Below are 16913 nucleotides of genomic sequence, written 5' to 3' on the forward strand. Positions count from 1 at the left end.
GATGCCGTGTGGAGGGTGTTGGGAGGGTGTTTGTGCTGGTGGCGCTAGGTTGCTAGCGGGCTGATCAGATGCGGTGCCGGGCGCTAGCGGTGGGTGCTAGGTCTAGCGGGCCCGGCCGCTAGCAGCGGCCGGCAGCCGGGCCCGCCGATCGGTCACCGGTTGTCACCGTCGGTGCGGCGCCGGCGCCGCTCGGTCTCCTCCCATGCGGTGGTGATGGCGTCGCGCAGGTAGCCGCGCCGGTTGCGTCCGGTGCCGGTCTCGTCGGTGCCCCACACCTGCGCCGGCGCCAGGCCGTAGGGCTTCAACAGCGCGGCCAGGGTGGCCGGGGTGGTGCCCGGGTAGGTCGTGGGCCACTGCTGCACCAGCCGCGCCGCGATCGTGTCGGACCACAGCCGGTCCTCGCCCGGGGCGAACACTGCGGCGACGTCGGCCAGGATCGAGCGGGCCGGGCGGTCGTCGGTGCGGGTCTCGCCGGCGGCGTGGCCGGTGATCGTGCCGGCCAGCTCCCGCAGGGCGCGGGCGCGGCCGGCGATGGCCTCGGCGGTCGGGCCGTCGATGTAGGCCGAGCGCACGATCTGGGGCTCGTCGGCGGCGCCGAGCAGGTAGCCGATGCCCTTGTCCCGCGGCCCGAACGTCGTCGCCCGAATCCCGTTCTTGTACGCCGACGTGCCGAGCACCATGTCGTTCTCCGTCTGCCCCATCACCCGCAGGCAGAACCGAATCCCCACGTTCGAGGACACCCCGGTCGGGAGGGACTTCGCGTCCGGCCGCTGCGTGGCCAGGATCAGGATCACGCCCATCGCCGGGCCGCGCTTGATGATCCCGGTGGCCAGCCGGTCGGCCTCGTCCTTGTGGTCGGGGTGGGAGAACAGTTCCTGGCACTCGTCGATGGCCACCACCAGCGGGAACAGCCCCAGCTCACGACGGGCGGCAAGCTCGGGCGTGACCTTGTTTTCCGGGCACAGCTCCCGCGGCAGGCCCGCGATCCGCTTGGCCCGGGTGTTGAGTTCGGCGTAGACCTCGCGCAGCGACTCCATCGCGGCGTCGATGGTCTGGTCGTCGGCACCGCTCGCGTAGTGGTGGCAGCAGCCCTCGAGCGGGGACAGGTCGCCGGTGCCCTTCAGCTCGAAGATGCGCAGCTGCGCGTTGGGGTCGAGGGCGGCGGCGAGCAGCAGCACCCGTAGCGCGAAGGTCTTGCCGAAGCGGGGCATGGCGCCGATGAGGACGTTGGCGAACATGAGCAGGATCGACACCAGCCGCCCGCGCTGGTCCATCCCGAACGGGACGGCCCGGAACAGGTCGGCCTGACCGTGCGCGGCGAGCGGCCAGGGGCGGGGCTTGGCCTGGCTCATGTCCTGATCGCCCACCCACAGCACCAGCCGGCCGGCGTGCGCGTCGTGCGCCGGCTCGGGCCATACACAGCCGAGCGGACGCCGGAGCCCGGAGGCGAGCCGGTCGCGGCGCTCAACGATGTCGGACACGGTCACCCCGTACGGGAGGTCGACGTCGGCGCGCCAGCCGGGGCCGTCGCGGGTGATCGGGGCGGGGAAGGTGATCCCGTTGGCGCCCTTCGACATGGCCTTGTTGATCTCACCCAATCCCAAGGCGCCCAACGCCCGCACCACGAGATCGGACGTGAGCCGGGTCGGCTTGTGCGCCACCACCGACCGGCCGGTGACCGGCTTGTCCGGGGTGGTTCCGACCCGCCCGAGCAGCAGCACCGCGGCGACGGCGAGCAGCCCGAGCAGCCAGCCGGGCGCCCACGTGTCCAGCGCGACCAGCCCGGCCGCGCCGGCCAGCACCGCGACCACGGCGAGCCGGCGCCGAGCCCGGACCCGCTCGGCCCGCGCCGCAGCCAAGCGGAGGAACTGGTCGGCCTCGCGGCCGCGGATCGCGCCGTCGCGTAGGGGCTTGGACTCCGCGTCGCCCACCCAGCGGCCCGCGTTCGCGAGCGCCACCACTGCACCCCGCGGGGATCGTGCGGCCAACCGCGCCGCGTAGAGCGGAGCCCGGACGGTGTGGAACCCGGCGGCATGCCAAGCCCATCCGGTGGCCCAGCGGGCGGCGTCGCGGATGTCGTCGCGGTGGCGCAGCCACGGCGCGATGATCGGCCGGCGCTCGATCTCCCGACCAATCCACGGCAACACCCCGTCGGGCCGGCGCGGGGCCGGCGCATCGACCAGCACCGGCCGGCCGCCGCCGGCATCGTCGGGGTGGTTCACGATCTCGCCGGTAAGGAACCGGTCCCGCTCCAACACGGCCGGCTCGTCGGCGGGCGCGGTGAGCTCGACAGGGCGGGCGGGGAAGTCGAGCACCCGGCCACCGTCGCCGGCCTCCTGCTCGGCCTGGTCGGCGTTCGCGTTCTCATCGTTCGGGTGCGGGTTCATGGGCTGCTCGCTCATCACGCGGCCACCTCCTCACCGGCGCCGGGCCGGCCGTTGCGGGACGGAAGATCGGACGGGACAGCGGTCGGGGCAGGGGTGGGCTGGTCGGTGCGGAGGGCGGCGGCGAGCTTGACCGAGGTGCCGGCCGAGCAGCCCGTCACCTGCCGGCACCAGGTCGGTGACGGCTCCACTACCTCGCCGGCGGCGTGGGCGGTGTGCAGGGCGGTGCGGGCGTCGGCGAGGTAGTCGGCCAGCAGCCGGCGCGGCACCGGCCGGGCCGGCCGACGCGGCGCACGACGGGCCGCCGGCCGCGTGACCGCCGCGGGGACGGGCTCGGCGGCGGGTTCACGAACCGGCTCGGCCGGCTGCTCGTGAACCGCGACGTCAGTCGTCGGCGCGCCCGCCGTATCGCCCCCTGTCGAGCCCTCCCCCGCCGCATGCTCGGTCAGCGCACGCCGGACCGCCTCGGTGAGTCGGTCGCGTAGGCCGGGGCCGCTCTCGGCGGTGGCGAACACGACCAGCGGCGGGACCGAGTGCAGTACCACCCCCGACCAGGACAGCGGCGCGCCGGCCAGCCCCCACGACGTCCACGTGTTCATCACGTACGTGGCCGCGAACGTGAGCCACTTCGTCCGCCGGCCCCATGCCGGCAGGGCGACCTGGTAGCGGGCGGTGACCTGCTCGGCCCGAAGAACGGCGAGCAGGACCAGCGACACCATCGGATCGAGCAACCAGGCCACCCACCAGGCGGCGGCGAACGGGTCCGCGCCGCCGGCGGCGAACGATTGGACGTTGACCATCGTGAATGCCAGCCCGAGCACGATCCCCGCCCACAGCAGGGCGTCGACCTGCGACCGGATGCGCTCGACGCGCAGCGCGATCACATCGGGGTGAGTGGTCAAGGCACGCACCGCGGCGGCGTCGGCGGCCTGCTCGGCGAGCCGATCCACCCGGCCCGTGCTCCTCGCCAGGGCGGTCATCGGATGCTCCCTCGGGACACACGCAGCACGTCCGCCGGACCGGCGAGAAGCCGGGCCACCGTGTTCCCCGACAGCACGGCCGGGACGCCGAGCACGGCGGCGATGGCGACGACGTCGGTGGTCATGCGGACCACCACCCACTGCACCGCCACGACCGCGACCGCGATGGCCAGGGAGCGGCCGGCGATACCGCCGGCGCGGCCGGCCTGGTGCATCGTGTTCGCCACGGCGCGCCCGGCCTTGGCGCCGGCGACCCAGGACCAGACCAGCCCGATCCCCGCGGCGATCAGGAGCAGGACGACGATCGTGGACCCGCTCATCGGGCACCACCGGAGCTGTTCGCCGGGGTCGGGGTCGGCTCTACCATCGCAGTCTCCTTGGTTGCCTTGTGGTGGTTGGGGAGAGCCGGCCCGGCGGATGCGTCTTGGCGGATGTGGCCGCCGGGCTGGTCCTCGGTGGTCGCGACTTCGCCGTTCATGCGGCTTCGCCCCCAGCAGGGACGAAGGTGCCAACCCGGCGCACCGGCAGAGGGATCACCGCGGCACGTCCGTCCCGACGCGCGCGACTCACCCGCGACCGAGTCGCCCGGCGGACCGGCAAGGCCGCTCCGGTCTCGATGAGCAGAGCGTCGATGACGACCTCGGTCAGACCGTCCGGGTAGTGGTTCTGGGTGATCACGCTGCCTCCGATCGTTCGGCCCCGCTGCTGCGGCGACGACGAGAAGCTAACAGTTGTACTGATCACCGGTCAACTGTTAGGTCAACGAGACTCGCAAACTGGCGTCTGACCTGGGGTGACTCCGCTCGACCCACTGTTAGGTCACTGATAGGATCGGCTGGTCAGTCGCCTCCTACCCCGACGGAGCGTCCATGTCACCCGGCGACCGGTCCGCACGCATCTCTCGATCGGAGTCCCTGCACCAGCAGGTAGCGCGCAACATCCGCAACGACATCGCCGCCGGCGTCCTTCGCGACGGGCAGCCCCTGCCGTCTACCCGTGACCTGGCGAGCCAGTGGGGCGTCAGCGTCTTCACGATCAACGAGGCCATGCGCGTGCTGATCGACGAGGGTGTGGTCGTGAGCAAGGCCCGTGCCGGCCGGTTTGTTCACGCACCCGAGCAGGCCCGCCGCAACGAGGTCAGGACCACCCGGCCGAACGTCCTCATGGTCGGTGGATACGCAGGCTGCGGGAAGTCTGAGCTTGGCCGGATGCTGGCCCGAGAGACTGGCTGGCCGATGCTCGATAAGGACACCATCACTCGCGCCGTGGTCGAGGTCGCCTTGGTCGCCCTTGGGCTATCGGCAAACGACCGCGAGTCTCAGCAGTACCTCACGGAGATTCGTCCGCGTGAGTATGAATGCCTGACGAATGCGATGCTGGAGAACCTGCAATGTGGCAGCAGCGTGATCGTGACGGCCCCCTTCGTCAAGGAGTTTCACGACGAAGCGTGGGTGAACAGGACACGCGCCACATGTGCCGACATGAACGCCCACCTCACCCTTGTCTGGGTCTACTGCGATGCCGAGACGATGCTGACCTACATCCGCCATCGAGGTGCAGCACGCGACGCATCCAAGATCGAAGATTGGCCGGCGTACCTTACGTCGCTTGATCTTCAGTTCCGGCCGCCAGGGGACCACTATCTCATCGACAACAGCGCGTCCGGCGAACCTCTCCAGACCCAGGCAAAGGCGCTGCTCGCCGCCGCTCTCGAAAAGGTGCAGTAGTGGCGTCAACGTCGCTCGGAGTCATCCTCTACGGCCCGCCGGCGTCTGGGAAGGACACCGTCACTGGAGCGCTGCGCCGTCTTAACCCTCGCTACGAGCTGTTCCGCAGGCTCAAGGTAGGCGGTGGACGTACCGCGGGCTATCGCCTCACCGACCAGGCCACGATCGATGCCTTACGTGAGCAAGGCGAAATAATCTGGGAGAATCAGCGTTACGACGCGCTCTACGCTATTGATCGGCAAACGCTCGTTGAGTACTTAGACCGAGGCGTGCCAGTCGTGCATGCCGGCCAGCCGGAGGTCATCGATGCTGTGGTTGCCGCCATACCCGGTGCCCACTGGCTCGTCGTTGCGCTATCTTGTCCGCGCGAAGTCGCCGAACAGCGCATCATCGCACGTGCGACAGGCGACACGACCGAGCGGTTGTGGCTTTGGGATCGGACGCCCGTGCTCATGCAGCCAGTGGTCGCGATTGACACCAGCCTCTACTGCCCGGATGCAGCCGCTGAGCTGATCAACGGTCAGGCGACGGTTCATGTGGCGAAGGCGCGGTAGCGCGAATGGATCTGGGTTTGGTACTGAGGCGATCGTTTCAGTGTTGTCAGAGTGGCCCGCGCACGCGTCCCTGCATGAATCAGATAGGCTAAATAGCCCATTCAGGATAGGGCCAAATGGTCGCTCGCTAGGAGGTTTGATACCGGTGATGGGGTCGAAGGTTCGGGAGCGTAGGATCGGCAGTCACCATGGCGAGCGACAGTGTCAATGTCTACATTGACGAGACGGGTGATCGAGGTCCTGGCTCGACGTCCAGTCCGATCTTCGGTATGGCTGCCGTCTTAGTTGACTCTGTTGGCTCGCTGAACCTGAGACGCGCGGTATTACAGTTGCGCTCCGACTTTAACGTCCCGGAGAATTCGGTCATGTCGTGGAAGGAGAACCTGAAGAGTCATGATCGGCGGAAGCGTGCAGTCGAGGTTCTAGGTTCAGTTGCGGGTTTGAAGGTTTGTTATGTCTATGTCGTGAAGTCGGCACTCAAAGCAGACAGCTATCTAACCGATAACCAGCGGTTCTACAACTACATCGCTTTCAAAGCCTACAAGGCCAGTCTCTGGGCGGCTCGCAACTGGAAAGGTCAAGACGCGCGAGTCTGGACCCGGTACGGGCACGTTAAGGGACACGATCATCGGACGACCGAGACCTACATCCGCCGTGAGGCCTCATTGGATCCCAGGGTGCCATTCCATATGGAGCAAGGTCTCCGCTGGGTGGCTTCAGATACCTATCTTGAGAGTCAGGCGGCGGACATCTACGGCGGATTCTTAAAGGCTGCGACCTGGCCTTCCGGAGACTTTGGGTACGTCGAGCCTTCGTACTTGCTGGGCATCTGGCATCAGCTCCGCAACAGTGAGCAATGCGCGATACCTCTCGGCATTATGTCGATGCCGGACAGCGGTATAATCAGGAAAGCCCGCTGGTTTCCGTGCCTACATTGCACGAAGTAGTCGAGGACCTTAGGGGCCTCCGGGGGCCGATCCACTGAAGGAGAGCGATGGCAGCACCGCTGGCGATCCCCGGCAGGCTCCTAAGGGCCCCGGCGGAGACAGTGTAGCCTACGCCCTTGATTCCGTAAACGCAGGTCGGAAGGGCTGCAGGGGAGGACAGTGGACTCGCGTCACCCCTTGTGATCCTCAGAAGGTTCTAGTTGCTTAGGGCGGCGCGGGAAGCGAGCTGTGCGAAGTTCTCAAAGTACCGCGCATGGGTCCGGGGCAAGTCGTCGGCCGAGTCGGCCGAAAGAATCACGACTTCGACGTCGGGGTTTCCTCGATACCTATCTTCTGCGGCGAGCCGAGCCGCGCCCGAAGATGTTGCTGTGGCGTTGACGCTCGTCAGCTCCAAGGGTTGACCTAAACGCCGATCGAATACTAGAAGAAACTTGCTCATTCGTTGCCCCTCCCTCCGGGATTCCCGACATAGCTCTAAGGATGAGTCTCGCAACTTCCTCAGATTCGATTCTACCTTTTTCGGATTCTACCAGCTTCTTGCGCGCTGCGCTAGTAATCTCTTCTATGAATTTCTGGATTCCCATCGGATCGCGGCGAGATTTCTTTAGGTACCTCCGCGTCAGGCGGTTTAGGCGGCGCCGGGCGATGTATCTATTTCCGAGACGCAATAGAGCTTCGCGGGTCCGCAGATAGGCGTCATGAACAACCTGATCCTGCTCAGGTGGATATCTTCCGACCGTCGTGTATGCCTGGCCGACCTCCTCCAGTCCTGCGATCGCTTCACGTCGTTCAAAAGAGATCGCTTCTCCATCTTCAATGGAATCAATGACCTCGCTGAGGCGGTAAAATACACCGAGTATGTAGGCCTTGGTGTGCATTGGAATCCTGACTGCTTGGCCGGGATCGGGCGCCTCTCCGTACCGTATGCGTCGCCCCCACTGGTCAGCGAGGCGTTCGAAGATCTGAGCCCAGGCGTCCTGAAGATCGGTTCTGACCTGTATCTCGACAGGAAATCCTTCAGGGTAGACAATGACGTGAACTGCTCGGTATCCGAAACTTGGTTGAGTCCTGCGATCGAGCACCACGGGCTGCTTCTCGCAGTCTAGAAATGCTGAGCAGATGTTCTGCACCGCTTGATCCTGATCAAGGCGGCTGCCATCAATGACGATCCTGGCTCCGGCGAGATCATTGATTCGAGTGAGCTGCATGCCGTGCTCGCGTATGAGCTTATCAATCAACGTCCCGGTCGTTTTGACTCGCGCCGTTGGTCGAAATCCATGTTCTGTCAGCGTCAGTGCTACACGGTCGAGTAGCATCTGGTAATAGTCGATGACATCTGAAAAGAGGTCGCGGTCGTCGACGGGCAGCCTGCCGGCGGCCGCAATTCGGCGACCGAGCTTGTCGAGCTGCTTTCGAGACGCGGGCAGAGTCACGGTCGCACCGTACCTCAAGTATGCAATTCGGGGCCCGCGGCGTAGCGTTGCGGTTCACGGTGTTCATCGCTGTGCGGAGCGCTTGCAGGCGCGGGGAGGATCGGCGCCGTGCCCGCTGCGCGCGGAGGTCTGAGGCCTCCTCAATACTGCAAGGGTCGGAGACGCGGTGGTTGTCGCGTGAATCGCGCGCGCAGCGCGCGCCCCAAACCCTTGTCGCGAGGTCGCTTAGGATGTCGGGCTCTGCACAACGGCGTTCACTTGGAAGTGGCCGCCCGTGTGACTCTCGGTTCAACCCGCTGGCCTCGCGATGAGCAAGACCCGGGATGTGACTGAGCGGCGCGGTGGCGCGAGGACGGGAGGTCCTTTACCCCCTTTGTCACTATGTACCTGCAGGAGGCCTGAACTGGGAGAACAGTTGTGACACCGGCTGTGACAGGCCTCAATATCTGTCACTCTGCCCGGCCCATCGCTCTGGCTTGGCCAGTGACCCTTGCTCGGCGATCCGAGGCGCCGCGTGGTCACGGCAGTGGTCACGGGCTGTCGGCTGATGGGGCGCTGAGGATGAGACGAGGCGCGCGATGCGCGCGTCCGGCTGGAGCACGCTTTGCTGCTCGTGGCGTCGAGGACGTAACGGCCAAGAGCGGCTGGAACAGCCGGAGAGTATGCCCGATCGCCTCATAACCCAGAGGTCGCAGGTTCGAATCCTGCCCCCGCTACTACACCAGAGGGCCCCTGACCAGCATGGTCGGGGGCCCTCCGGCATTCGTGTGCGCGGGTCGGGCCGCGGTCTCGTCAGACGCCCTCCAGCGCCTCCAGCCGCCCGGATCGGATCGCCTTCACGAACTCCTCGTAGTCCTGCTCGTTCTGGTCCGCGTACCGCTCGGAGAAGTCGGTGATCGACCGGTCGAACGCGTCGTCGTCGCCGAGGTACTCGGAGATGGCGATCGGGTCGCCGGATCGGGCGTGCGCCCGCGCCAGGGTCCACCCGCACGTGCGCGCGTAGAAGGTGAGCCCGAGCGGTGACATCGCCTCCACGACGGCGGAACCCTTCATGTCGCGCAGCTGCCGCCAGTAGAAGTGCCGCTGCACGTCGACGCCCCGGGTCCAGCCGAGGAAGATGTCGCTCGAGGCCTGCATCATCCGCTGGCCGCGTACGACCCGCTCGCCGTGCTGCTTGTAGCGGCTGCGTGGCAGGTGGGCTTCGAGCACCGACGCGGTGGCCTCCTTGACCTGGAGGAACAGTGGGTCGTCGGCGTCGCGGCCCTGCAGCAGGACGATGAACGCCCGGGTGCCCACGCTGCCGACGCCGACCACCTTGCGCGCCACGTCGACCACCTCGAAGCGTTCCAGCAGGTGGCGATGGTCGTCCTGCAGGGTCGCCCGGTAGGCGCGGAGCTGTTCGCGGATCGTGCGCTCGACGTCGTCGGGGGACATGCCGTACGTGGGGGCCAGCTCGCGTGCGGGGACGACGATCGGCGGCTGGCTGACGATGCGGTACCGCCCGTCGACCAGCTCCCCGAGCTTGGACAGCGCCTGCAGGCTGTCGCGGGTGTGCGCCTTGGCCATGTTCTTCTCGGCGGTCTTCGCCGCCCGTCTGGCCTCCTTCGCCGCGATCTTCTCCTTCTTCGCCTGCTTTCCCTTCGTGTCCTTCCCCCGCTTCTCGGACTCGGCCACGACGCCGCGGACGGCGTTCATCAGCGTGTCCTCATCCATGCGCGCGTACCAGATGTCCATCGTGCGCATCTGCGCGAACTCGGCCATCGCCTCCCGATAGGCCGTGACGGACGCAATTGTCGACGCCCGGGCGTCCGCGGCCGAGAAACCGTTGTTCCGACCGGCGATCGTGAAGCTCGCCGCCATCCGCTTCACGTCGTACTCGAACGGCCCAGGCAGCGTCTCGTCGAAATCGTTCACATCGAACAGCAGCCTCCGTTCGGGGGAGGCGAACGCTCCGAAGTTCGACAGGTGCGCGTCGCCGCACAGCTGCACGTCCAGACCGGCGGTCGGCGTGTCCTTGAGGTCGACCGCCATGATCTTCGCCCCGCCCCGGTAGAACGTGAACGGCGACGCCATCATCCGGCCGTGACGGACCGGCACCAGGTCGGGCTCGCGGGTGGCGTCCTGCTCCTCGAGCAGCGAGACAGGGTTCGGCCGGTCCGTCGCCGGGCGCCAACCGGAGTGGGCCGACGGCTCCGACCGGTCCCGGGCCATCAGCCCCTGGGCCTCACGGTCCGCGATGCTGGGATGCACGATCATCTTGGCGACCACTCGCCACACCTCCTGTACAGAGATCGGTTCCCGGAATACCTGGTGCAGCCCTGTCCCGGCTCACCCGCGGGGTGCGAATCCGTCGGACCCCGTGACCAGGCCGGGGACCCCTCTGCTCCTCGCTCAGTGATCGTTCTTCGTCCGACCGCGCTTGACGGCACCGACGATGACCCTGATGCCGATGCCGAGGACCACGAGGTTGGTGATCATCTGCACGGTGACCAGGACACGTGCCGGCTGCGTATGGGCGGTGATGTCGCCGAAGCCCACGGTGCTGAACACCGTCACCGTGAAGTACAGACTGTCGGTGTGGGTCAGGGGCCGTCCGAAGCTGTCCGGGGCCAGCGCGGCCAGTGCGATGTAGCTGGCGGCGAACAGCAACAGGAAGAACGGCACGCTCGTGGCCAGCGCCTCGACACCACGCAGGGTGGGGAACTGTGACCGGAGGATCCAGCGGACCTGTACGGAGACCAGGACGGCGAAGCCCGCCAGCCCGATCAGCAGCATGGTCAGCGCCGCCGGGACGGACGAGTGATCGAGGGGCAGTACGTAGTAGAGGGTCAGCAGCGCGGCGACCGAGGCGGCCACCCGCACGGCGGTCCAGACGATCCGGCCGGCCGACGGACCGGCGTCCGGCCGGGCCGGGGGCACCGTCCCGTCGGGATCGATCACGACGTCCACCGCACGAATGCCGCCCCCCTGCTCGTCTCCCACGCAGGCGGCCGAACTCGCGTCGGTGCGGCGCGACCCGTTGGTGCGCGGCACGCTCCGTCGTCGCCGCCGACACGGGTGCCGGTGCCCGCTTCCCGTGGGCGTCGGATTCTGCGGGGGAAGCCTTGCCGGGGGCTCACTCGATTCAGGTGATGCACGGGCGCGCCCGGCCCGGAGGATGGCGTTTCGCCCGCTCCGCCCAGGGCGCGCGATCGGTTTCCCCGCGGATCCGGCGGCATCTCGACCGCATTTCGCGGAGCGGCGGTACATGTCGCGATGACGTACGCCGGGGCCGGTGCGCGCACGTCGATCTGTCAGGACCGGAAGTCGGATGACCCGCGCGTGCAGGACGAGGAGGGCGACGTGCCGAGCGACGAACTGCTGGTCGTCATCAACTCGTTCGGCCTGTTGTTCGCGATCTTGAATTCCTTCACCCTCGGCCTGCGTCTCGAGGTGGGGCACATTCTGGGACATTTCTTCCAGAACTGGCGGGCGGCCGTCCGGGTGCTGCTCATCAACTTCGTGATTCTCCCGGCGCTCCTCATCGGGTTCGCCGCCATAGCGCCCGTGGACTCCGACATCAAGATCGGTTTCTGCATCGTCGCGCTGGCGGCCGGTGCGCCGTTCGCCCCGGCGATCACCCGCCTGGCCAGGGGCGACGTCGCCATGTCCACGTCGCTGTTCCTGGTCATGGTGGTGGTGACGGTCGTCCTCGTGCCGGTGGTGCTGCCGATCGCCGTGTCCGCCGTCGTGCCCGATGTGCAGCGGATCGGGATCTGGAGCATCGCCTGGCCACTGCTCGCGTTCGTGATCCTTCCGCTGCTCGTCGGCTGTCTGATGCGCCTTCGCTACGAAGAGGTGGTGGCGAGCTGGGTGCGTCCGCTGCTCGTCGTCCAGCTCACCTGCCTGGTTCTGTACGTGAATCTCTTCATCTTCGCGTTCACGAGCCTCTTCGCCGAGGTGTGGTGGGGCGCCTATGTCGCGGCGATCGCCGTCCCGGTCCTCGGTATCGCACTCGGCAGCCTCATCAGTCGCAGGAGTACGGCGACCAGGCACGCATCGATAATCACGACCGCGCAGCGCAGTATCACGGGCGCGATCGTCGTGACGATCTTCAACTACACGCAGCCCCTGGCGAACGTGTCGGTGACGGTCATCAACACGATCGGGATCGTCATCCTTCTGGTGCTCGCCATCGAGTGGGGACGGGCGCGACCCCGGAAGAAGTCCGAACCGGCTCCGACCGCCGCGCCACCGACCCCTGAAGGCGCCGGACACATGCCGTGACGGAAGGTGCTGTCCCGAGGCCGAAGCTCGGGCTGTTCGGGACGAACGCCGGCAACGGGCTCACGATGACCGTGAGTGCGTCGAGACCGACACGTGGGCGGGCGGGCGTCGCCCGGACGACCGAGGACATCGTGAGGTCAGGCAGGCGATCCTCGCGACGGCGGGGCGCCGCCCGTTCCGTTCCTGCGCCCCGCGGCGCGCTGCCGCGGGCGTGCGGTCCGGCATCCTCGTCCGGAGGGCGCGACCGGCGCGCGTTCAGAAGCCGACGGCCTCCCGCAGCAGCAGGACCGTGACCCGGCCCGGACGCTGCTCGGCGTTGAGCACGAGCAGGCTGTTGACGGCGCTGGGCCAACCGTAGGCCGCCTCGGTGCGGGCGCTCTCCAGCGGCAGGGCGTGGTCCTCGGTCCGGCGCAGCGCGGTCGCGAGGTCGGGCACCACCTTCTGCGCCCCGACCACCCAGATCGCGCTGCCCGCCCCGCCTGCGCAAGCCGGGACCTGGCTGCCGCTGCCCGACGCGACGACGATCGAGCCGGTCTCGGTGACCGCGGCGACGCTGCCCACCACGACGTCCGGGACAGAGATCAGACGTCGGATCTCGTCGGCGGCGGTCGCGCGGTCCATGGCCAGGACACGCGGCTTGACGGGGGAGTACCGGCTGCCGGTGTTGACGTCGGCGTCGATGCCGGAGAGCCGCAGCGTCTCGCTCGCGGACGTGAACACCGCCGCTCCCTCGGGAAGCAGGTCCCGGACCCGGCGGCGCGCAGCTGCGGTGTCGTCGAGGATCTCCACGCCGAAGCCGTTGGCGGCCAGGGCCGCGGCCGCCTTCTCGAGACGCTCGGCGGGCACCGCCTCGGCGAACGACGCGGCCGGCCCCGGCGCGGCGCCACCGAGAGCTGTGGTGTCGAGGTAGCGGACCTCGTAGACGCGCTCGGCGAACTTCCAGCCGTCGTCCGTGCGCCGGTAGCGGTCGTGGTAGATCGCGAAGTTCACCCCCTCCCGGCCGTCGAGGGTGCGGGCGAGCTCCTGGACGTGGGCGCGACCGGTCGCGACGTCGCCGTCCAGCCGGATGGAGCCCGGGTGCGTCGTCTGGACGAAGAAGTCCCAGTTCGCCTGGAGGCGTTCCCCGCCGGTGCGGATCTCGTCGCGTCCGGTCAGCTCGACCGGGACGTTCGGCATCCGCAGCACACCGTCGGCGGTGAAGAGGGATGCGAGGCGCGCGCGGTCGCGCATCATCACCGCGTCGCTGTACTCGCCCCGCAGCGCCTCGATCTCGACGCGGTCGGCGATGGCCTGGTCGGTCATGTCTCTCCTCGGGTGTCCTGGAGCCGTGCGGCTCACCCGGGTTCGACGACGCAGTGGGCCGCTTTGTGAGGTGGCGCCTCACAGAACGCCGGTCCGGCGCGTCGAGTAGGGAAGTGTGGACACGACGGGAGGGCCCATGACAGACGGTACGGATCCCGCGATCGACGTGGTCGTGCGCGAGCGACGGCAGCTGCTCAACCTCGCCTACCGCCTGCTGGGCTCGCTCGCCGAGGCCGAGGACGCGGTGCAGGAGACCTACGCACGCTGGTACGGCCTTTCCGACGAGGGCCGCCGCGGCATCGGGAACCCGGGCGCCTGGCTGACCCGGGTCGCCGGGCGGGTGTGCCTGGACCAGCTCCGCTCGGCGCGGGCCGCCCGCGAGACGTACGTCGGGGACTGGGTCCCCGAGCCGCTGCCCGAACCCGCCGACCCGGCCGATCCCGCTTCACAGGTGACGCTCGACGAGTCCGTGACGATGGCGTTCCTGGTGGTGCTCGACGCCATGACCCCGGCCGAGCGGGTCGCGTTCGTCCTGCACGACGTGTTCCGCTACCCGTTCGCCGAGGTCGCCGAGGTCGTCGGGCGCACCCCGGCGGCCTGCCGGCAGCTGGCGACGTCCGCCCGGCGCCGGATCGGGGCGGCCCCGGCCGCGGTCTCCGGGGCGGCCGGACAGGCCGCGGTCGTCCGGGACTTCCGGCGGGCGTGGGAGGCCAAGGACATCGCCGCGCTCGTCGGGCTCCTCGACCCGGACGTGGTGGCGGTCGCCGACGGCGGCGGAGTCGTGCCCGCGCACCGGGAGCCGATCCGTGGCGGTGAGCAGGTGGCCCGCGCCTACGTCGAGATCTCCCGCGTGGCGCCCGGAGTGACGCTGCTGGAACGCACCGTCAACGGCCTGCCCGGCCTGGTCGCCCGGAAGGACGGGGCGACCCTCACGGTCTTCGCCTTCGACGTCGTGGCCGGCCGGATCACGCGCATCTGGGCGGTCCGCAACCCCGCGAAGCTCCGGACGTGGGCCCCGGCCTGAACGGCACGGCCACCGGCTCGCCAGTGGCCTGAACGGCACGGCCACCGGCTCGCCGGGGACCGATCGGCGGGGGAGGACTCAGGGGTGGAGCGTCGGGCGGTAGACGAGCTCCTGGATGTGGCGGTCGAGCGTGCGCTGCGAGACGAGCTCGAGGTCGAAGTCCGCCGCGCCCGCGAAGATCGGGCCCAGCCCCGTGCGGCCGGTGATCACGGGGAACAGCGTCACCTGGACGAGGTCGACCAGGCCCGCGCCCATCAGCGCCCGGTTCATCGCGAGGCTGCCGTGCGAGCGCAGCGGCACGTCGGACTCCTTCTTGAGCCGGGCGACGACGTCGACGGCGTCACCGCTGACGACCGTCGCGTCCGGCCAGTCGAGGGGCTCCCGCAGCGTCGTCGAGACGACGGTCGCCGGCATCGTCGTCATCCGCGTCACCCACGGGTCGCGGACCTCGTCGATCCCGGAATCCGGGGCCAGCATCTGGGTGAACGCGCGGAACGTGTTGGCGCCGAACACCATCCGCTGTTCCTCGCGGTACAGGTCGAGGCGGTGGTCGAGGAGCTCGGGGCCCTGCTTGCCCCAGTAGCCGGTCCAGTCGCCGCCCGCTGCGCCGAAGCCGTCGAGGCTGGAGAAGACGTCGAAGGTGTACGTGGCGGTCATGATGGTCCCCCAGGATGTGGTCCCGTTCGGTGTCGAGATGCAGACCCACGACCGCATCGGAACTCATCTGTGAGTCTCGGATTTGGTGCTCCGGGATGGAGAACCACCCGGCTCGGTGCTGGTGACCACGGCATGACTCCGAACTCATCTGGCCGTTCCAGCGTGCCTTTCGAACCGACGTGTCTGGCGTGGTTGCCGGCACCGGCCTGGCCCACCAGGTTGGCCTGATCAGAAGCCCTGTCCGCCCTGCGGCGTGACCCGTCACAGATGTGCCACTCGGTGACTCCAGCCAGGCCGGTGCCGACGTGACCCCGTCCCCTTGCCGCACTGCTCGCCTGGGTCCTCGAGCACTCACCGGGACCTCGGCTCGCGATCTCGATCGAGGGAACGCGCAGTTACGGGGTCGGGCTGGCGCGTGCAGCCACCGCGGCCGGGCTGCTGGTCATCGAGTGCGCACACCCACCGCGCGGCCCGTCGCGGGCGCGGCGAGTCCGACTCCATCGACGCGCACCTGCCCGTGCTCACCGCGCTGCGTTGTGACCCTGACCGGGTCCCGACCCCACGCGCGGACGGCGACCGTGAAGCGCTTCGAATCCTGCTCGGCGCCCGCCAGGACCTCATCCGGAGCCATACCGCGCAGACCAACCGGCTGCGGGCCCTGTTGCTGGGCGGGGATGACGCCGACCGCGGAATTGCTCGTGGCCGACTCAACGGCGCCGTACTGGCTGCGGTGGCCCGGCGGCGATGTCGTGTCGGCACCGATCGCGCCGATGCCGTGCGTCACGGCGAGTTGCGCCGCCTGGCTGTTGCGGTCCGCGAGGGCGCTCACGCGTTGGAGCGCAACCGCGGCCAACTCCGGGTAATCGTTGACGATCTCGTCCCGGGCCTGACTGATCGTCGTGGCGTCGGACCTGTCAGCGCAGCTCAGGTGATCGTCAGCTTCTCTCATCCCGGGCGGTGTCGAAACTATGCTGCGTTCGCGGCGCCTGCCGGAACGAGTCCGCTGCAGGCCAGCAGCGGGCGCACTGTTCGGCACCGGCTCAACCGAGGCGGTGACAGGGCCCTCAACCACGCCGTGCACACCATCGCGCTCACACGGTTGCGTTGCTGTGACACCACTCGGGCCTATGTCGCTCGACGCGTCGCTGCGGGGAAGACTCCGCGCAGTGGCGTCCACCAGGGTGGTGTGCGACCCGGCCCTGGTGAGGGGCGGGCGTAGACGGGGAGGGCGGCCATCGCGTGATCTTCTGGAGACCTTCCACAGTGCTTCAGGAGTTCCACGCGATGACCGCACCCTCCAGTATCGACCCGACCCATTTCCTGCACGAGCAGCTGTCCCAGGCGAGTCCCGACCTGCTGCGACAGATGTTGACCACGTTCATCAACACGCTCATGTCCGCCGATGCCGACGCCGTCTGCGGGGCGGCGTGGGGCGAGCGTTCCGAGCAGCGCACGAACACCCGCAACGGCTACCGTCACCGCGACTTCGACACCCGCACCGGCACGATCGACGTGGCGATCCCGAAGCTGCGCAACGGCTCCTACTTCCCCGACAGTGAGAATGATCAGCGAGAGCAGGCCGCTCGCGTCTGACTCGTTCCCTGACTGACCGCGGTGTCTTCAGCCAGATCCGTCGACG

The 16913-nt window shown here is 68.4% G+C and carries 15 protein-coding genes and 1 pseudogene; 7 read left to right on the plus strand and 9 right to left on the minus strand.

What is annotated here, in order from left to right; translation table 11 throughout:
- Positions 1 to 152: 152 nt before the first annotated feature.
- From PSED_RS05755 to PSED_RS05765, 3 genes are read right to left on the minus strand one after another with little or no spacing between them, the layout of a single operon-like run.
- Positions 153 to 2402: an FtsK/SpoIIIE domain-containing protein gene (locus PSED_RS05755; protein WP_013673318.1), complete on the minus strand. Its 2250-nt coding sequence runs from the start codon at positions 2400 to 2402 to the stop codon at positions 153 to 155.
- Positions 2402 to 3364: a hypothetical protein gene (locus tag PSED_RS05760; protein ID WP_013673319.1), complete on the minus strand. Its 963-nt coding sequence runs from the start codon at positions 3362 to 3364 to the stop codon at positions 2402 to 2404. Before PSED_RS05760 ends, PSED_RS05755 begins: the two co-directional genes overlap by 1 nt.
- On the minus strand, positions 3361 to 3684 hold the full coding sequence (locus PSED_RS05765) for a hypothetical protein (protein WP_013673320.1): 324 nt from the start codon (positions 3682 to 3684) through the stop codon (positions 3361 to 3363). Before PSED_RS05765 ends, PSED_RS05760 begins: the two co-directional genes overlap by 4 nt.
- Positions 3685 to 4233: 549 nt before the next feature.
- Between PSED_RS05765 and PSED_RS05770 the strand changes: the two genes are divergently transcribed.
- From PSED_RS05770 to PSED_RS05780, 3 genes are all read left to right on the plus strand, one after another.
- Positions 4234 to 5091 carry a GntR family transcriptional regulator gene (locus PSED_RS05770; protein WP_013673323.1) on the plus strand — a complete coding sequence of 286 codons (858 nt, stop codon included), beginning with the start codon at positions 4234 to 4236 and terminating at the stop codon, positions 5089 to 5091.
- A complete protein-coding gene (locus tag PSED_RS05775) occupies positions 5091 to 5645 on the plus strand; it encodes a P-loop nucleotide/nucleoside kinase family protein (protein ID WP_013673324.1) in 555 nt (184 codons plus the stop codon). Before PSED_RS05770 ends, PSED_RS05775 begins: the two co-directional genes overlap by 1 nt.
- A gap of 188 nt (positions 5646 to 5833) precedes the next feature.
- On the plus strand, positions 5834 to 6592 hold the full coding sequence (locus tag PSED_RS05780; RefSeq protein WP_013673325.1) for a DUF3800 domain-containing protein: 759 nt from the start codon (positions 5834 to 5836) through the stop codon (positions 6590 to 6592).
- Between the two features lie 326 nt (positions 6593 to 6918).
- On the opposite strand, the gene PSED_RS05785 is transcribed toward PSED_RS05780, so the two are convergent.
- From PSED_RS05785 to PSED_RS05795, 3 genes are all read right to left on the minus strand, one after another.
- On the minus strand, positions 6919 to 8025 hold the full coding sequence (locus PSED_RS05785; protein WP_013673326.1) for a nucleotidyltransferase family protein: 1107 nt from the start codon (positions 8023 to 8025) through the stop codon (positions 6919 to 6921).
- A gap of 792 nt (positions 8026 to 8817) precedes the next feature.
- A complete protein-coding gene (locus tag PSED_RS05790) occupies positions 8818 to 10293 on the minus strand; it encodes a DUF2252 domain-containing protein (RefSeq protein WP_013673327.1) in 1476 nt (491 codons plus the stop codon).
- Positions 10294 to 10416: 123 nt separating this feature from the next.
- Positions 10417 to 10974: a potassium channel family protein gene (locus PSED_RS05795; protein ID WP_013673328.1), complete on the minus strand. Its 558-nt coding sequence runs from the start codon at positions 10972 to 10974 to the stop codon at positions 10417 to 10419.
- Positions 10975 to 11280: 306 nt separating this feature from the next.
- On the opposite strand from PSED_RS05795, the gene PSED_RS05800 reads away from it, so the two are divergent.
- Complete coding sequence (locus PSED_RS05800) at positions 11281 to 12291, plus strand: bile acid:sodium symporter family protein (protein ID WP_013673329.1); 1011 nt, start codon at positions 11281 to 11283, stop codon at positions 12289 to 12291.
- 255 nt (positions 12292 to 12546) lie between these two features.
- On the opposite strand, the gene PSED_RS05805 is transcribed toward PSED_RS05800, so the two are convergent.
- A complete protein-coding gene (locus PSED_RS05805; protein ID WP_013673330.1) occupies positions 12547 to 13593 on the minus strand; it encodes a nuclear transport factor 2 family protein in 1047 nt (348 codons plus the stop codon).
- Positions 13594 to 13729: 136 nt separating this feature from the next.
- Here PSED_RS05805 and sigJ point away from each other — a divergent pair, with 136 nt between their 5' ends.
- Positions 13730 to 14617 carry an RNA polymerase sigma factor SigJ gene (gene sigJ / locus PSED_RS05810; RefSeq protein ID WP_013673331.1) on the plus strand — a complete coding sequence of 296 codons (888 nt, stop codon included), beginning with the start codon at positions 13730 to 13732 and terminating at the stop codon, positions 14615 to 14617.
- Positions 14618 to 14695: 78 nt separating this feature from the next.
- On the opposite strand, the gene PSED_RS05815 is transcribed toward sigJ, so the two are convergent.
- Both PSED_RS05815 and PSED_RS05820 read right to left on the minus strand, forming a co-directional pair.
- Positions 14696 to 15274, minus strand: coding sequence for a dihydrofolate reductase family protein (locus PSED_RS05815; protein ID WP_041759310.1), 579 nt, complete (start codon positions 15272 to 15274; stop codon positions 14696 to 14698).
- 442 nt (positions 15275 to 15716) lie between these two features.
- Positions 15717 to 16223 (minus strand): hypothetical protein, encoded by a 507-nt coding sequence (locus PSED_RS05820; protein WP_041759312.1) that lies wholly within the window; start codon positions 16221 to 16223, stop codon positions 15717 to 15719.
- On the opposite strand from PSED_RS05820, the gene PSED_RS35595 reads away from it, so the two are divergent.
- A complete protein-coding gene (locus tag PSED_RS35595) occupies positions 16203 to 16493 on the plus strand; it encodes a transposase (protein WP_158511295.1) in 291 nt (96 codons plus the stop codon). The genes PSED_RS05820 and PSED_RS35595 overlap by 21 nt on opposite strands.
- Positions 16494 to 16558: 65 nt before the next feature.
- Positions 16559 to 16855 (plus strand): annotated as a pseudogene (locus tag PSED_RS05825) (transposase); the annotation flags it as partial.
- Positions 16856 to 16913 lie beyond the last annotated feature (58 nt).

This window comes from Pseudonocardia benzenivorans CB1190, assembly GCF_000196675.2.
Taxonomy (GTDB): Bacteria; Actinomycetota; Actinomycetes; order Mycobacteriales; family Pseudonocardiaceae; genus Pseudonocardia; species Pseudonocardia benzenivorans.

Coding starts and splice junctions, on each gene's coding strand:
- PSED_RS05805 (WP_013673330.1), bottom strand. CDS start 13,593: ATGACCGACCAGGCCATCGCCGACCGCGTCGAGATCGAGGCGCTGCGG.
- PSED_RS05755 (WP_013673318.1), bottom strand. CDS start 2,402: ATGAGCGAGCAGCCCATGAACCCGCACCCGAACGATGAGAACGCGAAC.
- PSED_RS05765 (WP_013673320.1), bottom strand. CDS start 3,684: ATGAGCGGGTCCACGATCGTCGTCCTGCTCCTGATCGCCGCGGGGATC.
- PSED_RS05770 (WP_013673323.1), top strand. CDS start 4,234: ATGTCACCCGGCGACCGGTCCGCACGCATCTCTCGATCGGAGTCCCTG.
- PSED_RS05815 (WP_041759310.1), bottom strand. CDS start 15,274: ATGACCGCCACGTACACCTTCGACGTCTTCTCCAGCCTCGACGGCTTC.
- PSED_RS05760 (WP_013673319.1), bottom strand. CDS start 3,364: ATGACCGCCCTGGCGAGGAGCACGGGCCGGGTGGATCGGCTCGCCGAG.
- PSED_RS05800 (WP_013673329.1), top strand. CDS start 11,281: ATGACGTACGCCGGGGCCGGTGCGCGCACGTCGATCTGTCAGGACCGG.
- sigJ (WP_013673331.1), top strand. CDS start 13,730: ATGACAGACGGTACGGATCCCGCGATCGACGTGGTCGTGCGCGAGCGA.
- PSED_RS05820 (WP_041759312.1), bottom strand. CDS start 16,223: ATGAGAGAAGCTGACGATCACCTGAGCTGCGCTGACAGGTCCGACGCC.
- PSED_RS05780 (WP_013673325.1), top strand. CDS start 5,834: ATGGCGAGCGACAGTGTCAATGTCTACATTGACGAGACGGGTGATCGA.